This is a genomic window from Rhodococcus sp. RDE2, from assembly GCF_020885655.1.
Lineage (GTDB): Bacteria > Actinomycetota > Actinomycetes > Mycobacteriales > Mycobacteriaceae > Rhodococcus > Rhodococcus pyridinivorans.
In genome coordinates, this window is the sequence record NZ_AP025186.1 from 3,680,456 (window position 1) to 3,699,271 (window position 18,816).

Below are 18,816 nucleotides of genomic sequence, written 5' to 3' on the forward strand. Positions count from 1 at the left end.
CATGCAGGAACATCGTTACGACGTAGTCATCGTCGGCGCCGGCGGCGCCGGCATGCGTGCGGCCATCGAAGCCGGCCCGCGTGCGCGCACCGCAGTGCTCACGAAGCTCTACCCCACCCGCAGCCACACCGGCGCCGCTCAGGGTGGCATGTGCGCCGCCCTCGCGAACGTCGAAGAGGACAACTGGGAGTGGCACACCTTCGACACCGTCAAGGGTGGCGACTACCTGGTCGACCAGGACGCTGCGGAGATCATGGCCAAGGAGGCCATCGACGCCGTTCTCGACCTCGAGAAGATGGGTCTTCCGTTCAACCGGACGCCCGAGGGCAAGATCGACCAGCGTCGCTTCGGTGGTCACACCCGCGACCACGGTAAGGCCCCGGTCCGTCGCGCGTGCTACGCCGCCGACCGCACCGGCCACATGATTCTGCAGACGCTGTACCAGAACTGCGTCAAGCACGACGTCGAATTCTTCAACGAGTTCTACGCGCTCGACATCACCCTCACCGAGACCGAGAACGGTCCCGTCGCGACGGGTGTCATCGCGTACGAGCTCGCGACCGGCGAGATCCACGTCTTCCACGCCAAGGCCATCGTCTTCGCGACGGGTGGCTCGGGCCGTATGTACAAGACGACGTCGAACGCCCACACCCTCACCGGTGACGGCCTCGGCATCATCTTCCGCAAGGGCCTGCCGCTCGAGGACATGGAGTTCCACCAGTTCCACCCGACGGGCCTGGCCGGTCTCGGCATCCTCATCTCGGAGGCCGTGCGCGGTGAGGGCGGCATCCTCCGCAACGCCGACGGCGAGCGGTTCATGGAGCGCTACGCCCCCACCATCAAGGACCTCGCGCCCCGCGACATCGTCGCCCGCTCGATGGTGCTCGAGGTGCTCGAGGGTCGCGGCGCCGGACCGAACAAGGACTACGTCTACATCGACGTGACCCACCTCGGCGAGGACGTCCTCGAGGAGAAGCTCCCCGACATCACCGAGTTCTCCCGCACCTACCTCGGTGTCGATCCCGTCACCGAACTCGTGCCGGTGTTCCCGACCTGCCACTACGTCATGGGCGGTATCCCGACCAACGTCGACGGCGAGGTCCTCCGCGACAACGAGAACGTCGTGCCCGGCCTGTATGCGGCCGGCGAGTGCGCGTGCGTGTCCGTCCACGGCGCCAACCGTCTCGGCACCAACTCGCTGCTCGACATCAACGTCTTCGGTCGTCGCGCCGGCATCGCCGCCGCGGAGTACGCCAACAGCACGAAGCACGTCGAGATGCCGGAGCAGCCGACGAAGTACGTCGACGACTGGCTCGATCTGATCCTGCACCAGGGCGGCAAGGAGCGGGTGGCCGACATCCGTACCGAGCTGCAGCAGACGATGGACAACAACGCGTCGGTGTTCCGCACCGAGGAGACGTTGACGCAGGCGCTCAACGACATCCACGAGCTGAAGAAGCGCTACAAGGAGATCACGGTCCACGACAAGGGCAAGCGCTACAACAGCGACCTGCTCGAGGCGCTGGAGCTCGGCTTCCTCCTGGAGATGGCCGAGGTCACCGTCGTCGGTGCGCTGAACCGCAAGGAATCGCGTGGCGGGCACGCCCGCGAGGACTTCCCGAAGCGCGACGACGAGAACTTCCTCAAGCACACCATGGCGTACAAGGTGGGCGAGGAACTGATCTCCGACATTCGCCTGGACTACAAGCCGGTGGTCCAGACCCGGTACGAGCCCATGGAGCGTAAGTACTGATGACAACCATCGAGAAGACCGACACGGGCGCGTCGACACTGCCACCCGTGCCCGAGGGCGCGACGATGGTCACCCTCAAGATCGCCCGGTTCAACCCGGAGGACGACAAGGGTCAGCACTGGGATTCGTTCCAGGTGCCGGCACTGCCGTCCGACCGTCTGCTCAACCTGTTGGGCTACGTCAAGGGTTACCTCGACGGCACGCTCACCTTCCGCCGCAGCTGCGCCCACGGCGTGTGCGGCTCGGACGCGATGCGTGTCAACGGCGTCAACCGTCTCGCCTGCAAGATCCTCATGAAGGACATGCTGGACAAGAACGGCAAGGACGTCACGATCACGATCGAGCCGATCCGTGGCCTTCCGGTCGAGAAGGACCTCGTCGTCGACATGGAGCCCTTCTTCGACGCCTACCGCGCCGTGAAGCCGTTCCTCATCGCCTCCGGCAACGAGCCGACCCGCGAGCGTATCCAGTCGCAGGCCGACCGTGCCCGGTTCGACGACACCACCAAGTGCATCCTGTGCGCGTGCTGCACCACCTCGTGCCCGGTGTACTGGAGCGACGGCAGCTACTTCGGCCCCGCCGCGATCGTCAACGCGCACCGGTTCATCTTCGATTCGCGTGACGAGGGTGTCTCCGAGCGTCTGGACATCCTCAACGACAAGGAAGGCGTGTGGCGCTGCCGCACCACCTTCAACTGCACCGACGCGTGCCCCCGTGGCATCCAGGTGACGAAGGCGATCCAGGAGGTCAAGCGCGCGCTCATGTTCGCTCGCTGATCACCTCGCACGACAGCAGGTCCGTCCCTTCGGGGACGGGCCTGCTGTCGTCTGTGCCCACTCCCCTGTGCCCCACTCGGCTGTATTCACTCGAGGATCCGGCGGAGCTGGCGCGCCTGGGCGGCGAGTTCGCCGTCGGCCGTGAACAATTCGGTCTCGTCGAAGCGGACGGGGAACGGGGCGAGGGTCGTTGTCATGAGCGCAACTCCTGGGACGGAGGAGGAGCCCGACGACGAGCTGACTCCTGTTTTCCATAGTCAGGAGTGTGCATCCTGACTATGGATTACACAAGTCAGTAGTAGAGTGGATCCCATGGAGGCTGCACGGCTGGACGGATTCCTCTCGGACCGGGACGCGTGGCGACCCACCCAGTGCTCCATCGGCAAGGCCATGGACGTGGTCGGAACCCGCTCGGCGATCCTGCTGCTGCGGGAGGCCTATTACGGCACCACCCGGTTCGACCACTTCGCGCAGCGCGTCGGGATCACCGAGGCGGTGGCGGCGACACGTCTGCGCGAACTGACCGCCGAGGGATTGCTGGAGCGGCGGCCCTACAAGGAACCCGGGCAGCGCACCCGGTACGAATACGTGCTCACCGACAAGGGACGCGATCTGCTGCCGGCCGTCGTCGCGCTGATGCAGTGGGGGGACATGTATCTGCAGGGCGAACGAGGCGCCCCGCTCGCCCTGGCCGACGACCGGACCGGCGAACCCGTGCGGGTCGAACTGCGCACCGAATCGGGACGGCGGGTCGCGCTCGACGAACTGCGTATCGTCCCGAACTTCACCGAGGAACAGGCCCGCCGGTCGATGGAACAGGACTCCGCGCGCGGGTGAGCCGGAAGCGGGATCGGATCAGCGTCCGCGTTCAAACAGAAAGCCCGCGACCCACCCGACCGCGAAGATGACGACGAGCACCAGCCACAGCGGTGCCTGCAGCGAGATCCAGAAGAGGTCGATGCTCGTACTGTTGCGGTTCTGGAGGACGAACAGCGCGGCGAGCAGGACCAGGACGGCCGCGAGCACTCTGCGCGGAGTCACCCGGAACGAGCGTCGGGGCGCGACGGATCGCGTCTGTTTTGCCACGACTCCATCGTCGCCCGTCCGCGGCACGATCGGCACCCCCGAACCGGGTTTTCACCCCGGGAGTTCGTTCATTTCCTCCGGAATCGCAGTCCGGCAAGGAGTCCACCGACCACACCCGCACCGAGGAGCGCAGCACCGCGGCGCGCATCGAGACCCTCGTGCACCTCGAGGCGGGGCGTGATGACCGCCCCCGAGGGCGCGGGATGGTGTGCGAGAGCGAGGCTCGCTCGGGACGTCGCCGCGAACGCGGTGCAGAAGAGCACCAGGCGGGCCGTGAGGTTACCGAAGACGAGGATGCCGAGGATCGGTCCGAACGCGACGCCGGCCGGTCCGTTGAGCACACGTTCGAGGTAGATCGAACCCGTCTGCTTGAGCAGTTCGAAACCGATCCCGGCGATCAGACCCGCGACGAGAGCGCTGCGGAACGGAACGGGTTCGCGGGGCAGGCGAGCGATCACCCAGGTGAACACCAGAGCGGTGGCGGCGGTGGCCGTCACCAGCGCCAGAACGCGCAGACCCACGCCGATACCGACGAGGTTCTCCATGTTGAGCAACTCGACGATCCTGCGCGCGATCGGCCCGCTGCTCAGCGCCGAGAGCCCCAACGACACGGTCATCGCGAGGCCGAGACTGAGGAGTGCGCCGCCGTCGCGCAGCTTCACCACGAAGAAGTTGCCCTTGTCGCGCGGGTGCTCCCACATGGCGGTGAGGGCTTCTCGGAGATTCGTGATCCAGCCCAGACCGGCATACGAGGCGGTGAGCAGACCGATGAGGCCGACCGCGCCGCGGGATTCGATCGCCGAGTCGATCAGGCTCTGCACGGTGCCGCCGAGCTGACCGGGAATGTTCTCGGAGATGATCTGGCGGATCTGGTCGAGCAGTTCGGGTCGCCCGGCGAGCACGAAACCGGCCAGGGAGAACACGACCATGATGATCGGGACGATCGCCAGCACCGTGAAGTAGGTCAGACCGGCCGCGTAGTAGTCGCCCTTGTTCTCCTGGTACCGCACCCCGGCCCGGAGGATGCGGTCGAGCACCGGATGGGCCGCGCGTTGACGCTCGAGAAAGCCCGGCTTCTCGTCGGGTTCGCCGGCCATCCGGGTGCTCCTTCGTCTAGGTCCGCGGCAGGAAACCCACCTTGTCATAGACCTGCGCCAAGGTGCGGGATGCGACCTCACGAGCGCGGTCCGCGCCGCCCGCGAGAATGCGGTTCAGTTCGGCCGGGTCGGCCAGGTACTCGTCGACCTTGGTGCGGATCGGCGTGACGAACTCGGTGAGGACCTCTGCGGTGTCGGCCTTCAGATCGCCGTAGCCCTTGCCCTCATAGCCGGCGACGAGTTCGTCGATGCTGCGACCCGACAGCGCCGACTGGATGGTGAGCAGGTTCGACACTCCGGGCTTGTTCTCGCGGTCGAAACGGATCTCACGCTCGTTGTCGGTCACCGCGGAGCGGATCTTCTTCGCCGAGACCTTCGGATCGTCGAGCAGGTTGATCAGGCCCGCGTCGGTCGCCGCGGACTTGCTCATCTTCGACGTCGGATCCTGCAGGTCGTAGATCTTCGCGGTCTCCTTCACGATCGTCGGCTCGGGGACGACGAAGGTCTTGCCGAAGCGGGAGTTGAAGCGCTGCGCGAGATCTCGCGTCAGCTCGAGGTGCTGACGCTGGTCCTCCCCCACCGGCACGTGGCTCGCGCGGTAGAGCAGGATGTCGGCGGCCATGAGGATCGGATAGGTGAACAGGCCGACGCCGGCGTGCTCGGTGCCCTGCTTGGCCGACTTGTCCTTGAACTGCGTCATCCGGCTGGCCTCACCGAAACCGGTGATGCAGCTCAGGACCCAGGCGAGCTCGGCGTGCTCGGGCACCTGGCTCTGCACGAACAGCACGGACTTCTCCGGATCGATACCGATCGCGAGCAGCTGCGCCACGGAGACGAGCACGCGCTTGCGCAGCAGCTTCGGCTCGTGCGGAACGGTGATCGCGTGCAGGTCGGGGATGAAGTAGAAGGCGTCGTTCTCGTCCTGCGCCGGAACCCACTGCGCCAGCGCCCCGAGAAAGTTCCCGAGGTGGAACGAATCCGAGGTGGGCTGGATGCCGGACAGCACACGGGGGCGGGCCTTCGGCTTCGTGGCGTTCTGTTCTGCAGTGCTCGACATGCCGTCGATGATTTCACGCAGGCCACGCCGCGCTGCGACCGAGGTGGGCACTTCTGCGGCGATCCGCAGAAGTGGTCAGCGATCGAAGGCCACCGTCACCGGTGCATGGTCGGACCAGCGCTGGTCGTAGCTCGCGGCGCGTTCGACGCGGGCCTCGGTCGCGCGGGCCGCCAGGCCCGGAGTCACGAGGTGGTAGTCGATGCGCCAACCTGCGTCGGTGTCGAATGCCTTGCCGCGGTACGACCACCACGAATAGGGACCGGCGACGTCTCCGTGGAGGTCGCGCACCACATCGCGCCAGCCCGCGTCGAGCAGGTCGCCGACCCAGGCGCGCTCCTCGGGCAGGAAGCCGGACTTCTTGACGTTGCCCTTCCAGTTCTTGATGTCCCGCTCGGTGGGGGCGATGTTCCAGTCGCCGCACACCACCATGTCGCGCCCTGCGGCCGTCACTGCGGCGTACCGCTCGGCGAGATAGGTCGCGAAGCTCTTCATGAAGTGTTCCTTCTCGTCCTGCTTCGGCGTCTGCGCCTCACCGGTCGGCAAGTAGAGGCTTCCCACCGTCACGTCGCCGAAGTCGGCCTCGATGTAGCGGCCGGCCGACGCGAACTCGTCGACGTCGAATCCGACGCGAACGGCGTCCGCCGGTACGCCCGAGAGGATCGCCACCCCGGCACGGCCCTTGGCCGAGGACTCCGCGCCGACGCAGTGCCATCCGGCCTCGAGCGCCGGAGCGATGGCGGCGTGGAACTGCTTCTCGGTGGCGCGCACCTCCTGCAGGCACACGATGTCGGCGGCCGACGAGGCGAGCCAGTCGACGAGACCCTTGGCTGCGGCTGCGCGCACGCCGTTGACGTTCACGGTGGTGATCACGAGAGGCACCGGGTCACCGTAGCCGACGCCGGCGATGCCACTGCTCCACCGTGGAAGGAGCCTGCCGTGAGAGTGGCTCACCCCACGACCGCGAGTTCCACAAGACGGAACACATTCACCAATTTCTCTCATTCAGCGGAACGTCCCGAGAGTATTCCTGGGGAAACACTCATGTGTTCCATTCTGCGGATTGTTCGAACCGTTCTGTGGGCCTGGAGTGACTCGCATGACACAGGCATCGACGGTCGCCGGAGCCGACGGCGGCGTGCGGAGCGTCGCCCGCGCGTTCGATCTGCTCAACGCATTCGACGCCGAGCACCCGATCCGGACGCTGCGCGAACTCGTCGGGATCACCGGGCTCCCCAAGTCGACGGTGGTGGACTGGCCGCTCTCGGATCGACCACCGGGATCACCGTCCGGGTCCGCCGTGCAGGCGAGATCGTGTGGGAGGGCACGGCGCTCTCCCGGATCGACACTCCCCTCGAGTGGGAATGGCTGCGCGCCGGGGGTCTGTTCGGCCACCTGCTGACCGAGCAGACGGAGCGGCAGCGCGCTACGCACCGCGATCCGGTGGGCGCGCACCGGTAGACGAGTGGATCGACGGGGCCGTCCTCCGAGGAGGACGTCCCCGTCGTCATGTCCGGTCCGCCGGAGCGACACGGGCGACGGTGCGCGCCCGCACGATCAGATGACGGAGCGGCGGGACGGAACCCTCCGCTCGACCGTTCCTCCGGCCACCGTCGACCTCGGCGCGCCGCACCCGGTACCGCTCGCGCAGCACTGCGGCGCGCAGGGCGGCGGTGACACCAGGGAAGCGACCGCGACGGCCCACTCCGACGGTGCCGAGGAGCAGGACGGCAGCCGGCAGCACTATCCAGGCGTACAGGACGGCGGCGGAGGCGATCGCCTCGGCGACGGCGTCCTCGTCGAGTGCCGCCCACACGATTCCCGCACCGACCACGACGTAGAGGGTGCCAGCCAGGGCCGCGGACAGGACGGCGCCGACGTATCGGCGGAGCAACCAGCAGCGGACCGTCCACAGCACGAGGACGACGGCCGTGAACAGCGTGATCGCGGACGTGACCACCACGAAAGCGATGTCCGAGGAGTCCAGGAGGGGTCCGGAACCCGACTCGTCGTCGAACACCACGATCATGAGGAGCCCCGTCACCACCGTGACGACAGCCAGGATCGCGAGTTCGACGGCGAGCGCCGCGAAGGGGTGGCCGGCGACCCGCGGGTCGCCCGGTCGCAGCCTCGCTGCCGTGGCGAGCAATTCACGCCGGCGCAGCAGCGACGCCTCCCGGCGCAGACGACGGCGGGCACCGACGCCACGCTGGGTCGCGAGAAACAGGTCCTGGCTGAGCACGACGATCACGAAGACTGCCGGGAACAGCAGCAGCGCCGCCAGATCCACGGAGTGCGGGAGGCCGTCGAGCAGCGCAGCGACGAAGGTCATCGTCGCCCCGACGCCGAACACCGATCCGCACAGTTCGAGGTGTTCGAGGCGCAGCGCTTCGGTCGACCGGGACGAACCCTCCGCAGTGATGGCCGGTCCGAGCGACCACGCGATGAGATTGAGCGCGATGACGAGGGCGGCGAGCACCCCGAGGACGGCGGCGGCCTCACCCATCGTGAGGGTGGTGAGCACGCCGCTGCGCACCGGCGTGGACCGGTCGTAGGCCAGTTCGTCGGTGCGGCGGGCGACCGCGTGAATCAGATTCGGTGCGAGCGCGACGGGCAGGTAGGCGAGCGCCGAGCCGAACATCAGCATCCACACCCGGGTCCAGAACCGCCGGCGGGCGTGCGCTCCGCCGCGGGCTTCGGAGTCGGTGGCAGTGGTGGTCACGGCCGTCCTCCTCCCGGGCCTAACGGTGGTGCGACTGACAGTGGTACACGAAACGGTAGCCGGTGCCGAGAGTGCTCGGGAACACGACACGGGACGCCCGATTCGGGCGTCCCGTGTACGTGCTGTCGAGAACGGAGCGGAAGGTCAGGCGCGAGCCTTCTGCAGGTTCTCGTCGAGTGCGGCGAGGAACTCCTCGGTGGTCAGCCAGCCCTGCTCGGGGCCGACGAGCAGTGCGAGGTCCTTGGTCATCTGACCGGCTTCGACGGTCTTGATGACGACGTCCTCGAGCTGCTGCGCGAACTCGATGACCTCGGGGGTGTTGTCCAGCTTGCCGCGGTGCTCGAGTCCGCGGGTCCAGGCGAAGATCGACGCGATCGGGTTGGTCGACGTCGGCTTGCCCTGCTGGTGCTGACGGTAGTGCCGGGTGACGGTGCCGTGTGCGGCCTCCGCCTCGACGGTCTTGCCGTCCGGGGTCATCAGGACGGAGGTCATCAGCCCCAGCGAGCCGTAGCCCTGCGCGACGGTGTCGGACTGGACGTCGCCGTCGTAGTTCTTGCAGGCCCAGACGTAGCCGCCCTCCCACTTGAGGGACGATGCGACCATGTCGTCGATGAGGCGGTGCTCGTAGGTGAGACCGGCAGCCTCGAACTCGGTCTTGAACTCCTCGTCGAAGATCCGCTGGAACTCGTCCTTGAACATGCCGTCGTAGGCCTTCAGGATCGTGTTCTTGGTCGACAGGTAGACCGGGTAGTTGCGCTGCAGGCCGTAGGAGAACGATGCACGCGCGAAGTCCTGGATGGACTTCTTGTAGTTGTACATACCCATCACGACGCCGCCGTCCTCGGGGATCTGGCAGACCTCGTGCTGGATCGGCTCGCTGCCGTCCTCGGGCGTGAAGGTGATGGTGACGGTGCCCGGGCGGTCGACCTTGAAGTCGGTGGCGCGGTACTGATCGCCGAACGCGTGACGGCCGACGACGACGGGCTTGGTCCAGCCCGGCACCAGACGCGGCACGTTCGAGATGATGATGGGCGCGCGGAAGATGGTGCCGCCGAGGATGTTACGGATGGTGCCGTTGGGCGACCGCCACATCTTCTTCAGGCCGAACTCCTCGACACGCGCTTCGTCGGGGGTGATGGTGGCGCACTTGACGCCGACGTTGTGCTTCTTGATGGCGTTCGCCGCGTCGACCGTCACCTGGTCGTCGGTGGCGTCGCGGTTCTCCACGCCGAGGTCGTAGTACTCGAGATCCACGTCCAGGTACGGGTGGATCAGCTTGTCCTTGATGAACTGCCAGATGATGCGGGTCATCTCGTCGCCGTCGAGCTCGACGACCTTACCTTCAACCTTGATCTTGGACATATGCGCTTCGTGTCCTCCTAGGACGTTTCTGTAGGTCCCCAATCGACCGCACTTTGTGGGTGCGGTCGCCGTCGGCTCGCGAGCAGCGAGCATGGCCGTGTCCACGTCCTGGACCGCGGCCAAACATGACAAGCGTACTGCTATTGCCGACGACCGCAAAGCACCTCGTCCCAGCCCCACGCCCTACCGACCGGTAACTTTCCTGCTGGTCAGGGATGTTCAGAGGGTGCATAAGACCCTGCGACGGAGAGTCGCTAGACTGCCGGGAAAGTCATGAGTGCCAGCGTCAAGCCCCGGCTTGCTGGCCGGCAACCCTCCGACCGGGGTGGGGTGCTCCGGGTGATGACACGGTCGGTGGAACCCCACCGACAAGCCTGTTGTCGGGAGGACTGAGATGATGATGTGCTGTCGCACCCAAGCCACGATCACACCTCCCATCACCGCCGGAAGGACACGATGACCGACATCCGCAGCCGGCGCTGCCAGCCCACCGCGAGCCTCGAGGCGGTCACCTCTTGACGGCGGGCACCGAGCGGCGTCGCGTCGAACTGCCCCCGGCGGACGGACGCCTCGACACCATCGACATCGGCGATCTCGCGCTCGAGAGCGGCGAGACGCTGCCGAACGTCACGATCGCCGTGCAGAGGTGGGGCGAACTCTCCCCCGCCCGCGACAACGTGGTGCTCGTCGAACACGCCCTCACCGGCGACTCGCACGTCACCGGCCCCGCCGGACCGGAGCATCCGTCCCCCGGCTGGTGGTCGGGCATGGTCGGCCCCGGTGCTCCGATCGACACCGATCGCTGGTGCGTGGTCTCGACGAACATCCTCGGCGGGTGCCGCGGCTCCACCGGGCCCGGCAGCACCGCGCCCGACGGCAAGGCCTGGGGGTCCCGCTTCCCGCTGATCACCGTGCGCGACCAGGTGGCGGCCGAGGTTGCGCTGCTCGACAAGCTCGGCATCGACGTCCTCGCCGCCGTGACCGGCGGATCGATGGGTGGCATGCGCACTCTCGAGTGGATCATCGCGTACCCGGAGCGGGTGCGGGCGTCGCTCGTCCTCGCCACCGGTGCCCGCGCGACCGCCGACCAGATCGGCACCCAGACCGCGCAGATGGCTGCCATCACGGCCGACCCCGACTGGCAGGGCGGCGACTACTACGGCTCTGGGCGGCGTCCCGAAGCCGGGCTCGCCATCGCCCGGACCATCGCGCACCTCACCTACCGGACCGAACTCGAACTCGACACGCGCTTCGGGAATCTCCCCCAGGACGACGAGGACCCGTGGCGCGGGGGCCGGTACGCCGTGCAGAGCTATCTCGAGCACCAGGCGCGCAAGCTCGTCGCGCGCTTCGATCCCGGTACCTACGTGGTGCTGTCCGACGTGATGAACCGGCACGACGTCGGCCGCGGACGCGGCTGCGTCGAGGCCGCACTCGCGTCCACCCCGGTCCCGACGATCGTCGCCGGCGTCGACTCCGACCGGCTGTACCCGCTGCGCCTGCAGCAGGAGATCGCCGATCTGCTCCCGGGATCGGGCGACCTGCGTGTGCTCGTCTCCCGCGACGGGCACGACGGATTCCTCACGGAGGCAGACGAGGTCGCGAAGCTCCTCGTCGAACTGATGAAGCTCGCCGAGGGCTAGTCGGTTCCCAGCGGGTCGATCGACGCGGCGAGCGCCACCACGATTCCGCCGACGACCATCATCGAGGCGACGTCGAACGCCTTGCCGCGTACCGCGAGGACACCGACCTTGTCCTCGTCGAGAGCCCAGCGGAACAGGCCGGCGAGGATCGTGGCGCCGCCGAAGACGAACGCTCCGCGTCGCCACCGGTCGGCGATCACCAAGATCACCGCTGCCGCGATCACCAGGGTGACCGCGAGCAGCGGCAGGTTCAGACGCGTGAATCGCAGAGCCTGAGCCATCTCGTCTCCCGGAGTCGTCGACCTGCTTATCGGGACGCGAGCTGCTCGGCCCGCTCCACGACGTTGGTCAGCAGGAAGGCGCGGGTCAGCGGTCCGACGCCCCCGGGGTTCGGGGACACGAAGCCCGCGACCTCACGCACGTCCGCGGCGACGTCGCCGCGCAGTCCGTCCTCGGTGCGGGAGACACCCACGTCCAGCACAGCGGCGCCGGGCTTGACCATGTCCGCCGTCACCAGGCCGGGAACACCTGCGGCTGCGACGATGATGTCGGCGCGGCGCACCTCTGCGGCGAGGTCGCGGGTGCCGGTGTGGCAGAGGGTGACCGTCGCGTTCTCCGAACGACGGGTCAGCAGCAGACCGATCGGGCGACCGACGGTGACGCCACGACCGACCACCACCACGTGCGCGCCGGCGATCTCCACGTCGTAGCGGCGCAACAGGTGGATGATGCCGCGCGGCGTGCAGGGCAGCGGAGCCTCCTTGCCGAGCACGAGCCGGCCGAGGTTGACCGGGTGCAATCCGTCGGCGTCCTTGCCCGGATCCATGCGCTCGAGCGCCGCGTTCTCGTCGAGATGCTTCGGCAGCGGGAGCTGGACGATGTAGCCGGTGCAGGCAGGATCGGCGTTGAGCTCGTCGATCGCCTCGAACAGCTGTTCCTGGGTGATGTCGGCGGGCAGATCCTTGCGGATCGACGTGATGCCGACCTTCGCGCAGTCGTTGTGCTTGCCGCGCACATAGGCCGCGGATCCCGGATCGTCGCCGACGAGGATCGTGCCGAGACCGGGCGTGACGCCCTTGGCCTTCAGCGCATCCACGCGGACCTTCAGGTCCTCGAAGATTTCGTCGCGGGTTGCTTTGCCGTCCAGGATCGTCGCAGTCACGTCGTTCATTCTTCCAGGCGCCCGTCCGGCGTCGAATCGCGGCCGGTACCGGAAACCGTCCGCGCGCCCGGAGGCAGGCACTCCCGGGCCAGTTCCGCGAAGGCCTCGGCGAGATGCCGCTCGTACTGCCCGGGGTCGGGCATGCAGGAGTCCGAGGCCAGAAAAGACAAGGTGAGGGCCTCGCCGAGGGATGTCACGGAGTGGACGAGACCGTAGTTCCGGTTGAGCATCGGAGTACCGATCGCCTCGACGGCGGGACTGTCCCCGAAGCGGAGTCCCTCGACCGGCCCGCGGGGCACATTCGTCACGGTGGTGTTGGCCAGCGGCACCACGTCTCCCGTGGGCCCCACCCGCCCGCGGTGCGCTCGCCGGATCGTCATCGCCAGGTCGAACGCGGGCGATGCATCCACCGCCGCAACGGAGGCAGCCGCCTCCGGACGCCGGATGCGCTGTTTCTCGAGAGCGGCCGACTCGTGGACTCGGCGGAGCCGCTCGCGCGGATCAGCCCGATCGAGGTGCAGGTCGACATACATGAGCGTGACCTTGTTCTCCGACTCCGCTCCCGCTCCGTCCCGGAGGGATCCCGGAACGATCGCCGCCGGCGAGTCGGCGGGAATTTCCTCGTGGGATGCGAGGTAGGCGCGCAGTCCGCCCGAGACGACCGTCAGGATCACGTCGTTCACCGAGGTATCCGTGGCGCGCGCGACGGCACGCACCTCCGGCAACGGCATACGGACGACGCCGAACTGCCAGGGGCCGCCGGCGTCGGTGTCGAAGCGGGTGCGGGGACGCTGCGGCCGGGGCGCGGTGATCTCCCCCGAGGTGGTGAGATCACCCAGTGCTCGTCGAGCGCGACGTGCTGCGACCAGAGCCGGGAGCATCCTCGCGTACCGGAAGGGCAGCGAGACCGCCGCGCGGACCGGTCCCGGCACGGCGACGACGCGTCCTCCCGTCGAAGGGGCGGCAGCCGGATCGTCGAGCAGCGCACGAGCGATCTCGACGGCTCCGAGCCCGTCGGTCACCGAGTGGTGCAGGAGCAACGCGACGATGGTGGCGCCCTCGGGAAGGTCCTCGACACCGCGGATGTCGCTCAGGACGTGCACTTCCCACGGCGGTGCGGACAGATCGAGACGGCGTTCCTTCGTCGACGCGAGCAGCCGATGCAACTCGCTGCGCGAGGTCGGTCCGATCGTCTCGTACCGGACGTGATCGTCCGGATCGACGTCCGTCTCCACCCAGTAGGGGAAGTCGAGGTTCGCCGGCACGCGGTGCAGACGTCGGCCGAGCGCCGGTGCGCGATGCAGACGCTCCCCGATCCAGGTGACGGCATCCTCACGGGTGCGGATGGGGGCTTCGCCTGCCCGGGCGTCGAAGACGTAGAAACTCACCATGGTCGGCGGCGGGGCTTCGGGGTCGGTGTCCCCCACGAAGACGTGGAGCGCGTCCCGCGCGGCCAGTCGAATTCCGCGTCGGCGTGTCATCGCGATGGTTCTCTCCCGGGTCGCCCGCTGCTCGTGCCTCTCGATTGAACCAGTTACCGCTCGAGGTCACATCCGGTCGGCGATTCGCGTACAGGAACGCGGAGCGGTGTAATTCGGCCATGGCGCACCGAGTCGGATCGACGACCGGCAGCACACGAGGCCGGGCCGCGCGTCGCGTCCTGTTCTCGTTCGCAGGCGGCCTCGGCCATCTCGCACCGATGCTCCCGATCGCCGACGTCCTGCGCGGAGCCGGCCACCGTCTCGGCGTGTGCGGGGAGGCGGACGTCCTCGCAGGCGCCGAAGGCTTCGACGCGTACTTCCCCGAGGGGGACACGACATCTCCTTCCGGACGGTCCACGGGCACGCTCGCTCCTCCGGACCTCGACCACGAGTACTCGGTGATCGGCACCCACTTCGCCGGTGCGCTCGCGGCGCGACGATTCGACCTGGTCTGCGATGTCGTCGACCGTTGGCATCCGGATCTGGTGATCTGCGACGAGATGGACTTCGGTGCGATGACGGCGGCCGAACACGCCGCCGTTCCCCGCGTGGTGGTCGACGTGATCGCGTCCGGAGCGCTCACCCGGATCGACCGCATCCGTGAGCCACTGGGACGACTGCGGGCGACCCACGGACTCCCCTCGGATCCCGAGTTCTCCTTCCTGAAACGGGATCTCGTCATCTCACCGTTCCCGCCGTCGTTCCGCGATCCCGACTTCCCCCTGCCCGCCACAGCCGTCTCGATCGGGCCGGGCCCGTCGCTCGCGTCCCACGGACACCCCGCGATCGACTGGCTTCGTAGCGGCGAGAAGCCCCACCGCGTGTACGTCACGCTGGGTACCGTCTTCAACACCGAGTCCGGTGATCTCTTCGGCCGTCTCGTCCGGGGACTCCACCGACTACCTGCGCGCGTGCTCGTCACGGTCGGCCGCGACGTCGACCCGGCCACCCTGCCCTCACCGGGCGGCAACGTCCGCATCGAGCGGTTCGTGCCGCAGTCGGCGGTGCTCCCGCACGTCGATCTCGTCGTCAATCACGGCGGATCGGGCAGCGTCATCGGTGCGCTCACCCACGGCGTTCCGGTCGTCGCGCTTCCGATGGGCGCGGACCAGGAACTCAACGCCCGACGTCTGGTCGCGCTGGGCGCAGGGACCACGGTCGATCCCGTCACCGTAACCTCGGCGGAGATCGGAGGGATCACCCTCGACGCGCTGTCCTCGGGCTCTCTCCGCCGCGGGGCCGAGCAATTGCGCGTCGAGATCGCACGATTGCCTCCCCCGGCATCCGTGCTCGCGCTGCTCGAGGATCGGATGTTCCGGTCCCGGCTGCGCTGAACGTCTCCGCTCACACGACGGAATAACCGTCCGGTAGCGACGTCCGTCCGGTCAGGGCCCGCAGCACGGTCGTACCGTCGCCGAGTGCCAGCGCGATCCTCGTGGCCAGCAGGGTTGCCTCTTCGAGGACGTCGGCCGGAGGCGTGAAGGGGACGTCCGCCGCAGCTGCGATGTCGAGACCGTGGACGGCGAGCTCGAAGGTGCGCGTCGGCAGATAGGAGTGCAACCGGATCCCCTTGTCTCCGATCACCCGGATCAGACGGTCCTCGCCGGCACCGAGCCGTTCGATCACCGCGGTCGACAGGGCATCGATCGTGGCCACCGGGTCGTCGCCGAGGTCGGCACCGGCACGACGTCCGCGTTCGACGATGTCCTCCGCACCGAGAACCGAGGTGAGTTCCTTGACGTGCACGTAGTACTGCTCCGCGCTCGCGAGGTCCTCGGTGTCGGCGGGACCGTCCAGATAGGTCGTGACGGTCGTCAACGAGCGCGAGGTGTGGCCGATCAGCGCTCGGAGGTCCCACTCACCCAGGCCGGGGCCGTCCCAGCGGTCGATCGGCACGACACGGACCAGCTCCGAGAAGCTGCGTACCGCCGAGACATACGTCGCTACCGGTGATTCCATGACATCTCCCGCGGTCGACCGGATCGAACCCGACACGAGAATGAAAGCACGCGTCTCCCGGCTACACCGTCGGTGTGCGCACGCGGGTGAGCACGGATCGCTTGCGCAGCGTGAATCCCAGGTTCTCGTAGAGCCGGATGGCGGTCGTGTTCGCGGCCGATGCGTGGAGGAACGGGATCTCGCCGCGTGCGCGGATACCGGCACCGACGGCCTTGACCAGGCGCGTGCCGAATCCGCATCCCCGGAACTCGGCGTCCGTGCACACGGCACTGATCTCGGTCCATCCCGGCGGATGCAGACGCTCCCCCGCCATCGCGACGAGACGTCCGTTCACCCTGATGCCCAGATAGGTGCCCATCTCGACGGTTCGCAGCAGATACGGTCCCGGTCGGGTGCGGGCCACGAGTTCGAGGATCTCCGGGACATCCGCGGGGCCGAGGACCACGAGGTCCGGATCGGGTTCGACGACCAGGTCCGTCCCGTCCATCTGGACGAGCCCGAACGAGCCGAGCACCTCCCAGCCGGGTGGTGGTGTGTGCCCGGGTCCGCGCACGGCCACCTCGACCGACGGACCCACGAGCGCGGCCAGGTGCGTCCAGTCCTCGTCGGTCATCACTGCCGGGTGTCCGATGTGCCCCGCGACGTCGGGGTGGTATCCGCCGATCCGGCCCGACCACCGCGCGAAGCGCGCATGCACTCCACGCAGCGACTGCCGGATCGGATCGTCGAGCGGATGGACGTCCTCGTCCACCTCGACGGCGTCGACCGCCGGCGAAGCACCCGCAGTCATGTCAGAGACCGAGCCCGGTGCCGTGGACGCCGTACTCGTCGATGACGGCGAGCTCGTCGTCGGTGAGCGGCGGGAAGCTCAGCGCCTCGAGGTTGTGGTCGAGCTGCCAGGTCGAGCTCGCACCGACCAGCGCCGAGGTCACGGCAGGCTGCCGGAGCACCCACTGCAGCGCCAGTTGGGCCAGCGACTGCCCACGCGACCGGGCGAGCTTGTCGAGTTCGGTGACGCGCTGCCGGTAGGTCTCGTCGATCACGTCCGGGGAGAGGAACGCGCTGTCCACCGCTCGCGCACCGTCCGGGATGGTCTCGAGGTACTTGTCGGTCAGAAGTCCCTGTGCGAGCGGCGAATACACGACGAGTCCGAAGCCGTCCTGCTCGGCAGCATCGAGCAGACCGTTCTGCTCGATGCTGCGGTCGAAGATCGAGTAGCGCGGCTGATGGACGAGCAGCGGGGCACCGGCTTCCCGCAGGAGTGCCGCGGCCTCGCGCGCACGGTCCGGTTGATAGTTCGAGATGCCGACGTAGAGCGCCTTCCCCTGCTCGACCGCGGAGACGAGTGCCCCGACGGTCTCCTCGAGCGGCGTCGACAGGTCCGGGCTGTGGCTGTAGAAGATGTCGACGTAGTCGGTGCCGAGATCACGCAGGCTGTGCTCGAGCGAGCCCAGCAGCGACTTGCGCGACCCGCCCTTCTGGTAAGGACCGGGACCGATCGGGTTGCCGGCCTTCGTCGACAGGATGATCTCGTCCCGGTAGGGCGCGAGGTCCTTGCCGAGGATCCGGCCGAAGTTCTTCTGCGCGGCGCGGTGCGGCGGACCGTACCGGTCGGCGTTGTCGAAGTGGGTGATGCCGAGATCGAAGGCGTGGAGGATGATCTCCCGCTGCGTCTCGAACGGATAGTCGGTGCCGAACTTCTGCCACAGGCCGAACGAGAAGGCCGGCAGGTCGAGCCCGGACCGCCCCGAGCGACGGTAGGGAATCGTCTCGTAACGGTCCTCGGATGCGGTGTACAGGGTTTCGACGGTGCCGTGCGACATCGGGCGGGGTTCGCCTTTCGGTTCCAGCGGAAATTCGGGTCCACGACACTCGATCACGGGCGCTTCCGGACTGTCACCGGTTCCGCTCAGGCTGCGCGCAATGCACCGTCACCGGTGTTCGGATGTGACAGGCACACCCGAACACCGGAGCGCGCTACTTGTCGCAGGCGATTCCGTCCTTGTCCCTGTCGAGATGTGTGCCGTAGCCGGGTTCTCCCTTCAGGATCGGGGCGACACCTGCTGCTCTCGCTTCGGCGCAGTTTTCGTACGACGCGGACGGTTGCTGAACCGGCGGCGGCGGCGTGTACTGCGTCACCGGCGGCGGCGTGTACTGCGTCACCGGCGGCGGGGTGTAGGCGGGAGCGGGCGGCGGGGTGTACTCCGTCGTCGTTTCGTCGACGGTCGTTCCGACCTGGGGAACCAACGGCACCACGGTAGGCGAGTCGGAGGTCGTGGTGGGCGCCGGTGTCGTCGTCCGGGGTGTAGTCGTGGTGGGCTTCGCCGTCGTCGTGGTCGGAGCCACCGAGCTGCTCGTCGTGGACACCACCGAGGTGGTTTCCGTCTTCGGTTCCTCGTCACCGACAGCGGCGCCGAGCGCCACGAGTCCGACGAGGCCGGCGCCGAGCGCCCACGGCCACTTGCGTCGCTTCTGCCCGCCTCCAGCAGGAGGATTGCCACCCTGGCCGACAGCCCCGAACACCTGTGTGGGGTCGCCGCTGCCCTTGGGCCTGGTCTGGTTCGTCCACTGCTGACCGTCCCAGTAGCGATCGATGGACGGGTCGTAGGGGTCGGGATGCCAACCGGCAGGAGGATTCATGCTCGATCCGTTCTGAGGAATACGTTCCGCAGAACGTCGCCGGTACCGATCGGTGTGTTACACCGACGATTCGGAAATCTC

General features: G+C 67.9%; 19 protein-coding genes, 1 pseudogene and 1 riboswitch. Of the genes and pseudogenes, 7 read left to right on the forward strand and 13 right to left on the reverse strand.

The features are described 5' to 3' along the window. Nucleotide 1 precedes the first annotated feature (1 nt). From sdhA to LPH33_RS17210, 3 genes are all read left to right on the forward strand, one after another. Nucleotides 2–1,753: a succinate dehydrogenase flavoprotein subunit gene (gene sdhA / locus LPH33_RS17200; RefSeq protein ID WP_016692833.1), complete on the forward strand. Its 1,752-nt coding sequence runs from the start codon at nt 2–4 to the stop codon at nt 1,751–1,753. Then, nucleotides 1,753–2,529, forward strand: coding sequence for a succinate dehydrogenase iron-sulfur subunit (locus LPH33_RS17205; RefSeq protein WP_229565227.1), 777 nt, complete (start codon nt 1,753–1,755; stop codon nt 2,527–2,529). Before sdhA ends, LPH33_RS17205 begins: the two co-directional genes overlap by 1 nt. 312 nt (nt 2,530–2,841) lie before the next feature. Then, nucleotides 2,842–3,366 (forward strand): winged helix-turn-helix transcriptional regulator, encoded by a 525-nt coding sequence (locus LPH33_RS17210; RefSeq protein ID WP_088897655.1) that lies wholly within the window; start codon nt 2,842–2,844, stop codon nt 3,364–3,366. Nucleotides 3,367–3,384: 18 nt separating this feature from the next. On the opposite strand, the gene LPH33_RS17215 is transcribed toward LPH33_RS17210, so the two are convergent. The 4 genes from LPH33_RS17215 to LPH33_RS17230 all read right to left on the reverse strand — a co-directional run bounded on the left by LPH33_RS17215 (nt 3,385) and on the right by LPH33_RS17230 (nt 6,648). Then, nucleotides 3,385–3,615: a LapA family protein gene (locus LPH33_RS17215; RefSeq protein ID WP_229565229.1), complete on the reverse strand. Its 231-nt coding sequence runs from the start codon at nt 3,613–3,615 to the stop codon at nt 3,385–3,387. A 68-nt stretch (nt 3,616–3,683) separates the two neighbouring features. Next, nucleotides 3,684–4,712, reverse strand: a complete 1,029-nt coding sequence (locus tag LPH33_RS17220; RefSeq protein ID WP_145693340.1) for a YhjD/YihY/BrkB family envelope integrity protein — start codon at nt 4,710–4,712, stop codon at nt 3,684–3,686. 16 nt (nt 4,713–4,728) lie between these two features. Next, nucleotides 4,729–5,769: a tryptophan--tRNA ligase gene (gene trpS / locus LPH33_RS17225; protein WP_026061260.1), complete on the reverse strand. Its 1,041-nt coding sequence runs from the start codon at nt 5,767–5,769 to the stop codon at nt 4,729–4,731. A gap of 75 nt (nt 5,770–5,844) precedes the next feature. Then, nucleotides 5,845–6,648: an exodeoxyribonuclease III gene (locus LPH33_RS17230; RefSeq protein WP_088897653.1), complete on the reverse strand. Its 804-nt coding sequence runs from the start codon at nt 6,646–6,648 to the stop codon at nt 5,845–5,847. Nucleotides 6,649–6,865: 217 nt separating this feature from the next. Between LPH33_RS17230 and LPH33_RS17235 the strand changes: the two are divergent. Both LPH33_RS17235 and LPH33_RS17240 read left to right on the forward strand, forming a co-directional pair. After that, nucleotides 6,866–6,967 (forward strand): annotated as a pseudogene (locus tag LPH33_RS17235) (IclR family transcriptional regulator); the annotation flags it as partial. A gap of 113 nt (nt 6,968–7,080) precedes the next feature. Then, nucleotides 7,081–7,227: a hypothetical protein gene (locus LPH33_RS17240; protein WP_174556231.1), complete on the forward strand. Its 147-nt coding sequence runs from the start codon at nt 7,081–7,083 to the stop codon at nt 7,225–7,227. A gap of 46 nt (nt 7,228–7,273) precedes the next feature. Here the strand turns inward: LPH33_RS17240 and LPH33_RS17245 are convergent, their stop codons facing one another. Both LPH33_RS17245 and LPH33_RS17250 read right to left on the reverse strand, forming a co-directional pair. Next, complete coding sequence (locus LPH33_RS17245) at nt 7,274–8,488, reverse strand: hypothetical protein (RefSeq protein ID WP_229565231.1); 1,215 nt, start codon at nt 8,486–8,488, stop codon at nt 7,274–7,276. Between the two features lie 144 nt (nt 8,489–8,632). Next, nucleotides 8,633–9,850 (reverse strand): NADP-dependent isocitrate dehydrogenase, encoded by a 1,218-nt coding sequence (locus LPH33_RS17250; protein ID WP_229565233.1) that lies wholly within the window; start codon nt 9,848–9,850, stop codon nt 8,633–8,635. Nucleotides 9,851–10,119: 269 nt separating this feature from the next. Then, a riboswitch (SAM riboswitch) is annotated at nt 10,120–10,231 on the forward strand. A gap of 134 nt (nt 10,232–10,365) precedes the next feature. Here LPH33_RS17250 and metX point away from each other — a divergent pair. Then, a complete protein-coding gene (gene metX, locus LPH33_RS17255) occupies nt 10,366–11,493 on the forward strand; it encodes a homoserine O-acetyltransferase MetX (RefSeq protein WP_229565234.1) in 1,128 nt (375 codons plus the stop codon). Here metX and LPH33_RS17260 read toward each other — a convergent pair. From LPH33_RS17260 to LPH33_RS17270, 3 genes are read right to left on the reverse strand one after another with little or no spacing between them, the layout of a single operon-like run. Then, the gene (locus LPH33_RS17260) at nt 11,490–11,774 is read right to left on the reverse strand and encodes a DUF3017 domain-containing protein (protein ID WP_016692847.1); all 285 of its coding nucleotides are present in this window, start codon (nt 11,772–11,774) and stop codon (nt 11,490–11,492) included. The two genes, metX and LPH33_RS17260, sit on opposite strands and share 4 nt — an antisense overlap. Before the next feature lie 26 nt (nt 11,775–11,800). Then, nucleotides 11,801–12,655, reverse strand: a complete 855-nt coding sequence (locus tag LPH33_RS17265) for a bifunctional methylenetetrahydrofolate dehydrogenase/methenyltetrahydrofolate cyclohydrolase (RefSeq protein WP_186455312.1) — start codon at nt 12,653–12,655, stop codon at nt 11,801–11,803. 5 nt (nt 12,656–12,660) lie between these two features. Continuing rightward, nucleotides 12,661–14,136: a wax ester/triacylglycerol synthase domain-containing protein gene (locus LPH33_RS17270; protein ID WP_202399492.1), complete on the reverse strand. Its 1,476-nt coding sequence runs from the start codon at nt 14,134–14,136 to the stop codon at nt 12,661–12,663. A gap of 119 nt (nt 14,137–14,255) precedes the next feature. Here LPH33_RS17270 and LPH33_RS17275 point away from each other — a divergent pair, with 119 nt between their 5' ends. Continuing rightward, nucleotides 14,256–15,470 carry a glycosyltransferase gene (locus LPH33_RS17275; RefSeq protein ID WP_088897645.1) on the forward strand — a complete coding sequence of 405 codons (1,215 nt, stop codon included), beginning with the start codon at nt 14,256–14,258 and terminating at the stop codon, nt 15,468–15,470. A 10-nt stretch (nt 15,471–15,480) separates the two neighbouring features. On the opposite strand, the gene LPH33_RS17280 is transcribed toward LPH33_RS17275, so the two are convergent. From LPH33_RS17280 to LPH33_RS17295, 4 genes are all read right to left on the reverse strand, one after another. Beyond that, a complete protein-coding gene (locus LPH33_RS17280; RefSeq protein WP_160874350.1) occupies nt 15,481–16,095 on the reverse strand; it encodes a maleylpyruvate isomerase N-terminal domain-containing protein in 615 nt (204 codons plus the stop codon). A gap of 61 nt (nt 16,096–16,156) precedes the next feature. Further along, entirely contained in the window at nt 16,157–16,885 is a 729-nt protein-coding gene (locus tag LPH33_RS17285; protein ID WP_088897644.1) for a GNAT family N-acetyltransferase, read from the reverse strand. 1 nt (nt 16,886) lies between these two features. After that, complete coding sequence (locus LPH33_RS17290) at nt 16,887–17,918, reverse strand: aldo/keto reductase (RefSeq protein ID WP_229565236.1); 1,032 nt, start codon at nt 17,916–17,918, stop codon at nt 16,887–16,889. A 154-nt stretch (nt 17,919–18,072) separates the two neighbouring features. After that, the gene (locus LPH33_RS17295; RefSeq protein WP_229565238.1) at nt 18,073–18,735 is read right to left on the reverse strand and encodes an excalibur calcium-binding domain-containing protein; all 663 of its coding nucleotides are present in this window, start codon (nt 18,733–18,735) and stop codon (nt 18,073–18,075) included. Nucleotides 18,736–18,816: the final 81 nt, after the last annotated feature.

Coding starts and splice junctions, on each gene's coding strand:
- LPH33_RS17260 (WP_016692847.1), bottom strand. CDS start 11,774: ATGGCTCAGGCTCTGCGATTCACGCGTCTGAACCTGCCGCTGCTCGCG.
- LPH33_RS17270 (WP_202399492.1), bottom strand. CDS start 14,136: ATGACACGCCGACGCGGAATTCGACTGGCCGCGCGGGACGCGCTCCAC.
- LPH33_RS17210 (WP_088897655.1), top strand. CDS start 2,842: ATGGAGGCTGCACGGCTGGACGGATTCCTCTCGGACCGGGACGCGTGG.
- sdhA (WP_016692833.1), top strand. CDS start 2: ATGCAGGAACATCGTTACGACGTAGTCATCGTCGGCGCCGGCGGCGCC.
- LPH33_RS17285 (WP_088897644.1), bottom strand. CDS start 16,885: ATGACTGCGGGTGCTTCGCCGGCGGTCGACGCCGTCGAGGTGGACGAG.
- LPH33_RS17220 (WP_145693340.1), bottom strand. CDS start 4,712: ATGGCCGGCGAACCCGACGAGAAGCCGGGCTTTCTCGAGCGTCAACGC.
- LPH33_RS17275 (WP_088897645.1), top strand. CDS start 14,256: ATGGCGCACCGAGTCGGATCGACGACCGGCAGCACACGAGGCCGGGCC.
- LPH33_RS17290 (WP_229565236.1), bottom strand. CDS start 17,918: ATGTCGCACGGCACCGTCGAAACCCTGTACACCGCATCCGAGGACCGT.
- LPH33_RS17295 (WP_229565238.1), bottom strand. CDS start 18,735: ATGAATCCTCCTGCCGGTTGGCATCCCGACCCCTACGACCCGTCCATC.
- trpS (WP_026061260.1), bottom strand. CDS start 5,769: ATGTCGAGCACTGCAGAACAGAACGCCACGAAGCCGAAGGCCCGCCCC.
- LPH33_RS17205 (WP_229565227.1), top strand. CDS start 1,753: ATGACAACCATCGAGAAGACCGACACGGGCGCGTCGACACTGCCACCC.
- LPH33_RS17250 (WP_229565233.1), bottom strand. CDS start 9,850: ATGTCCAAGATCAAGGTTGAAGGTAAGGTCGTCGAGCTCGACGGCGAC.
- LPH33_RS17280 (WP_160874350.1), bottom strand. CDS start 16,095: ATGGAATCACCGGTAGCGACGTATGTCTCGGCGGTACGCAGCTTCTCG.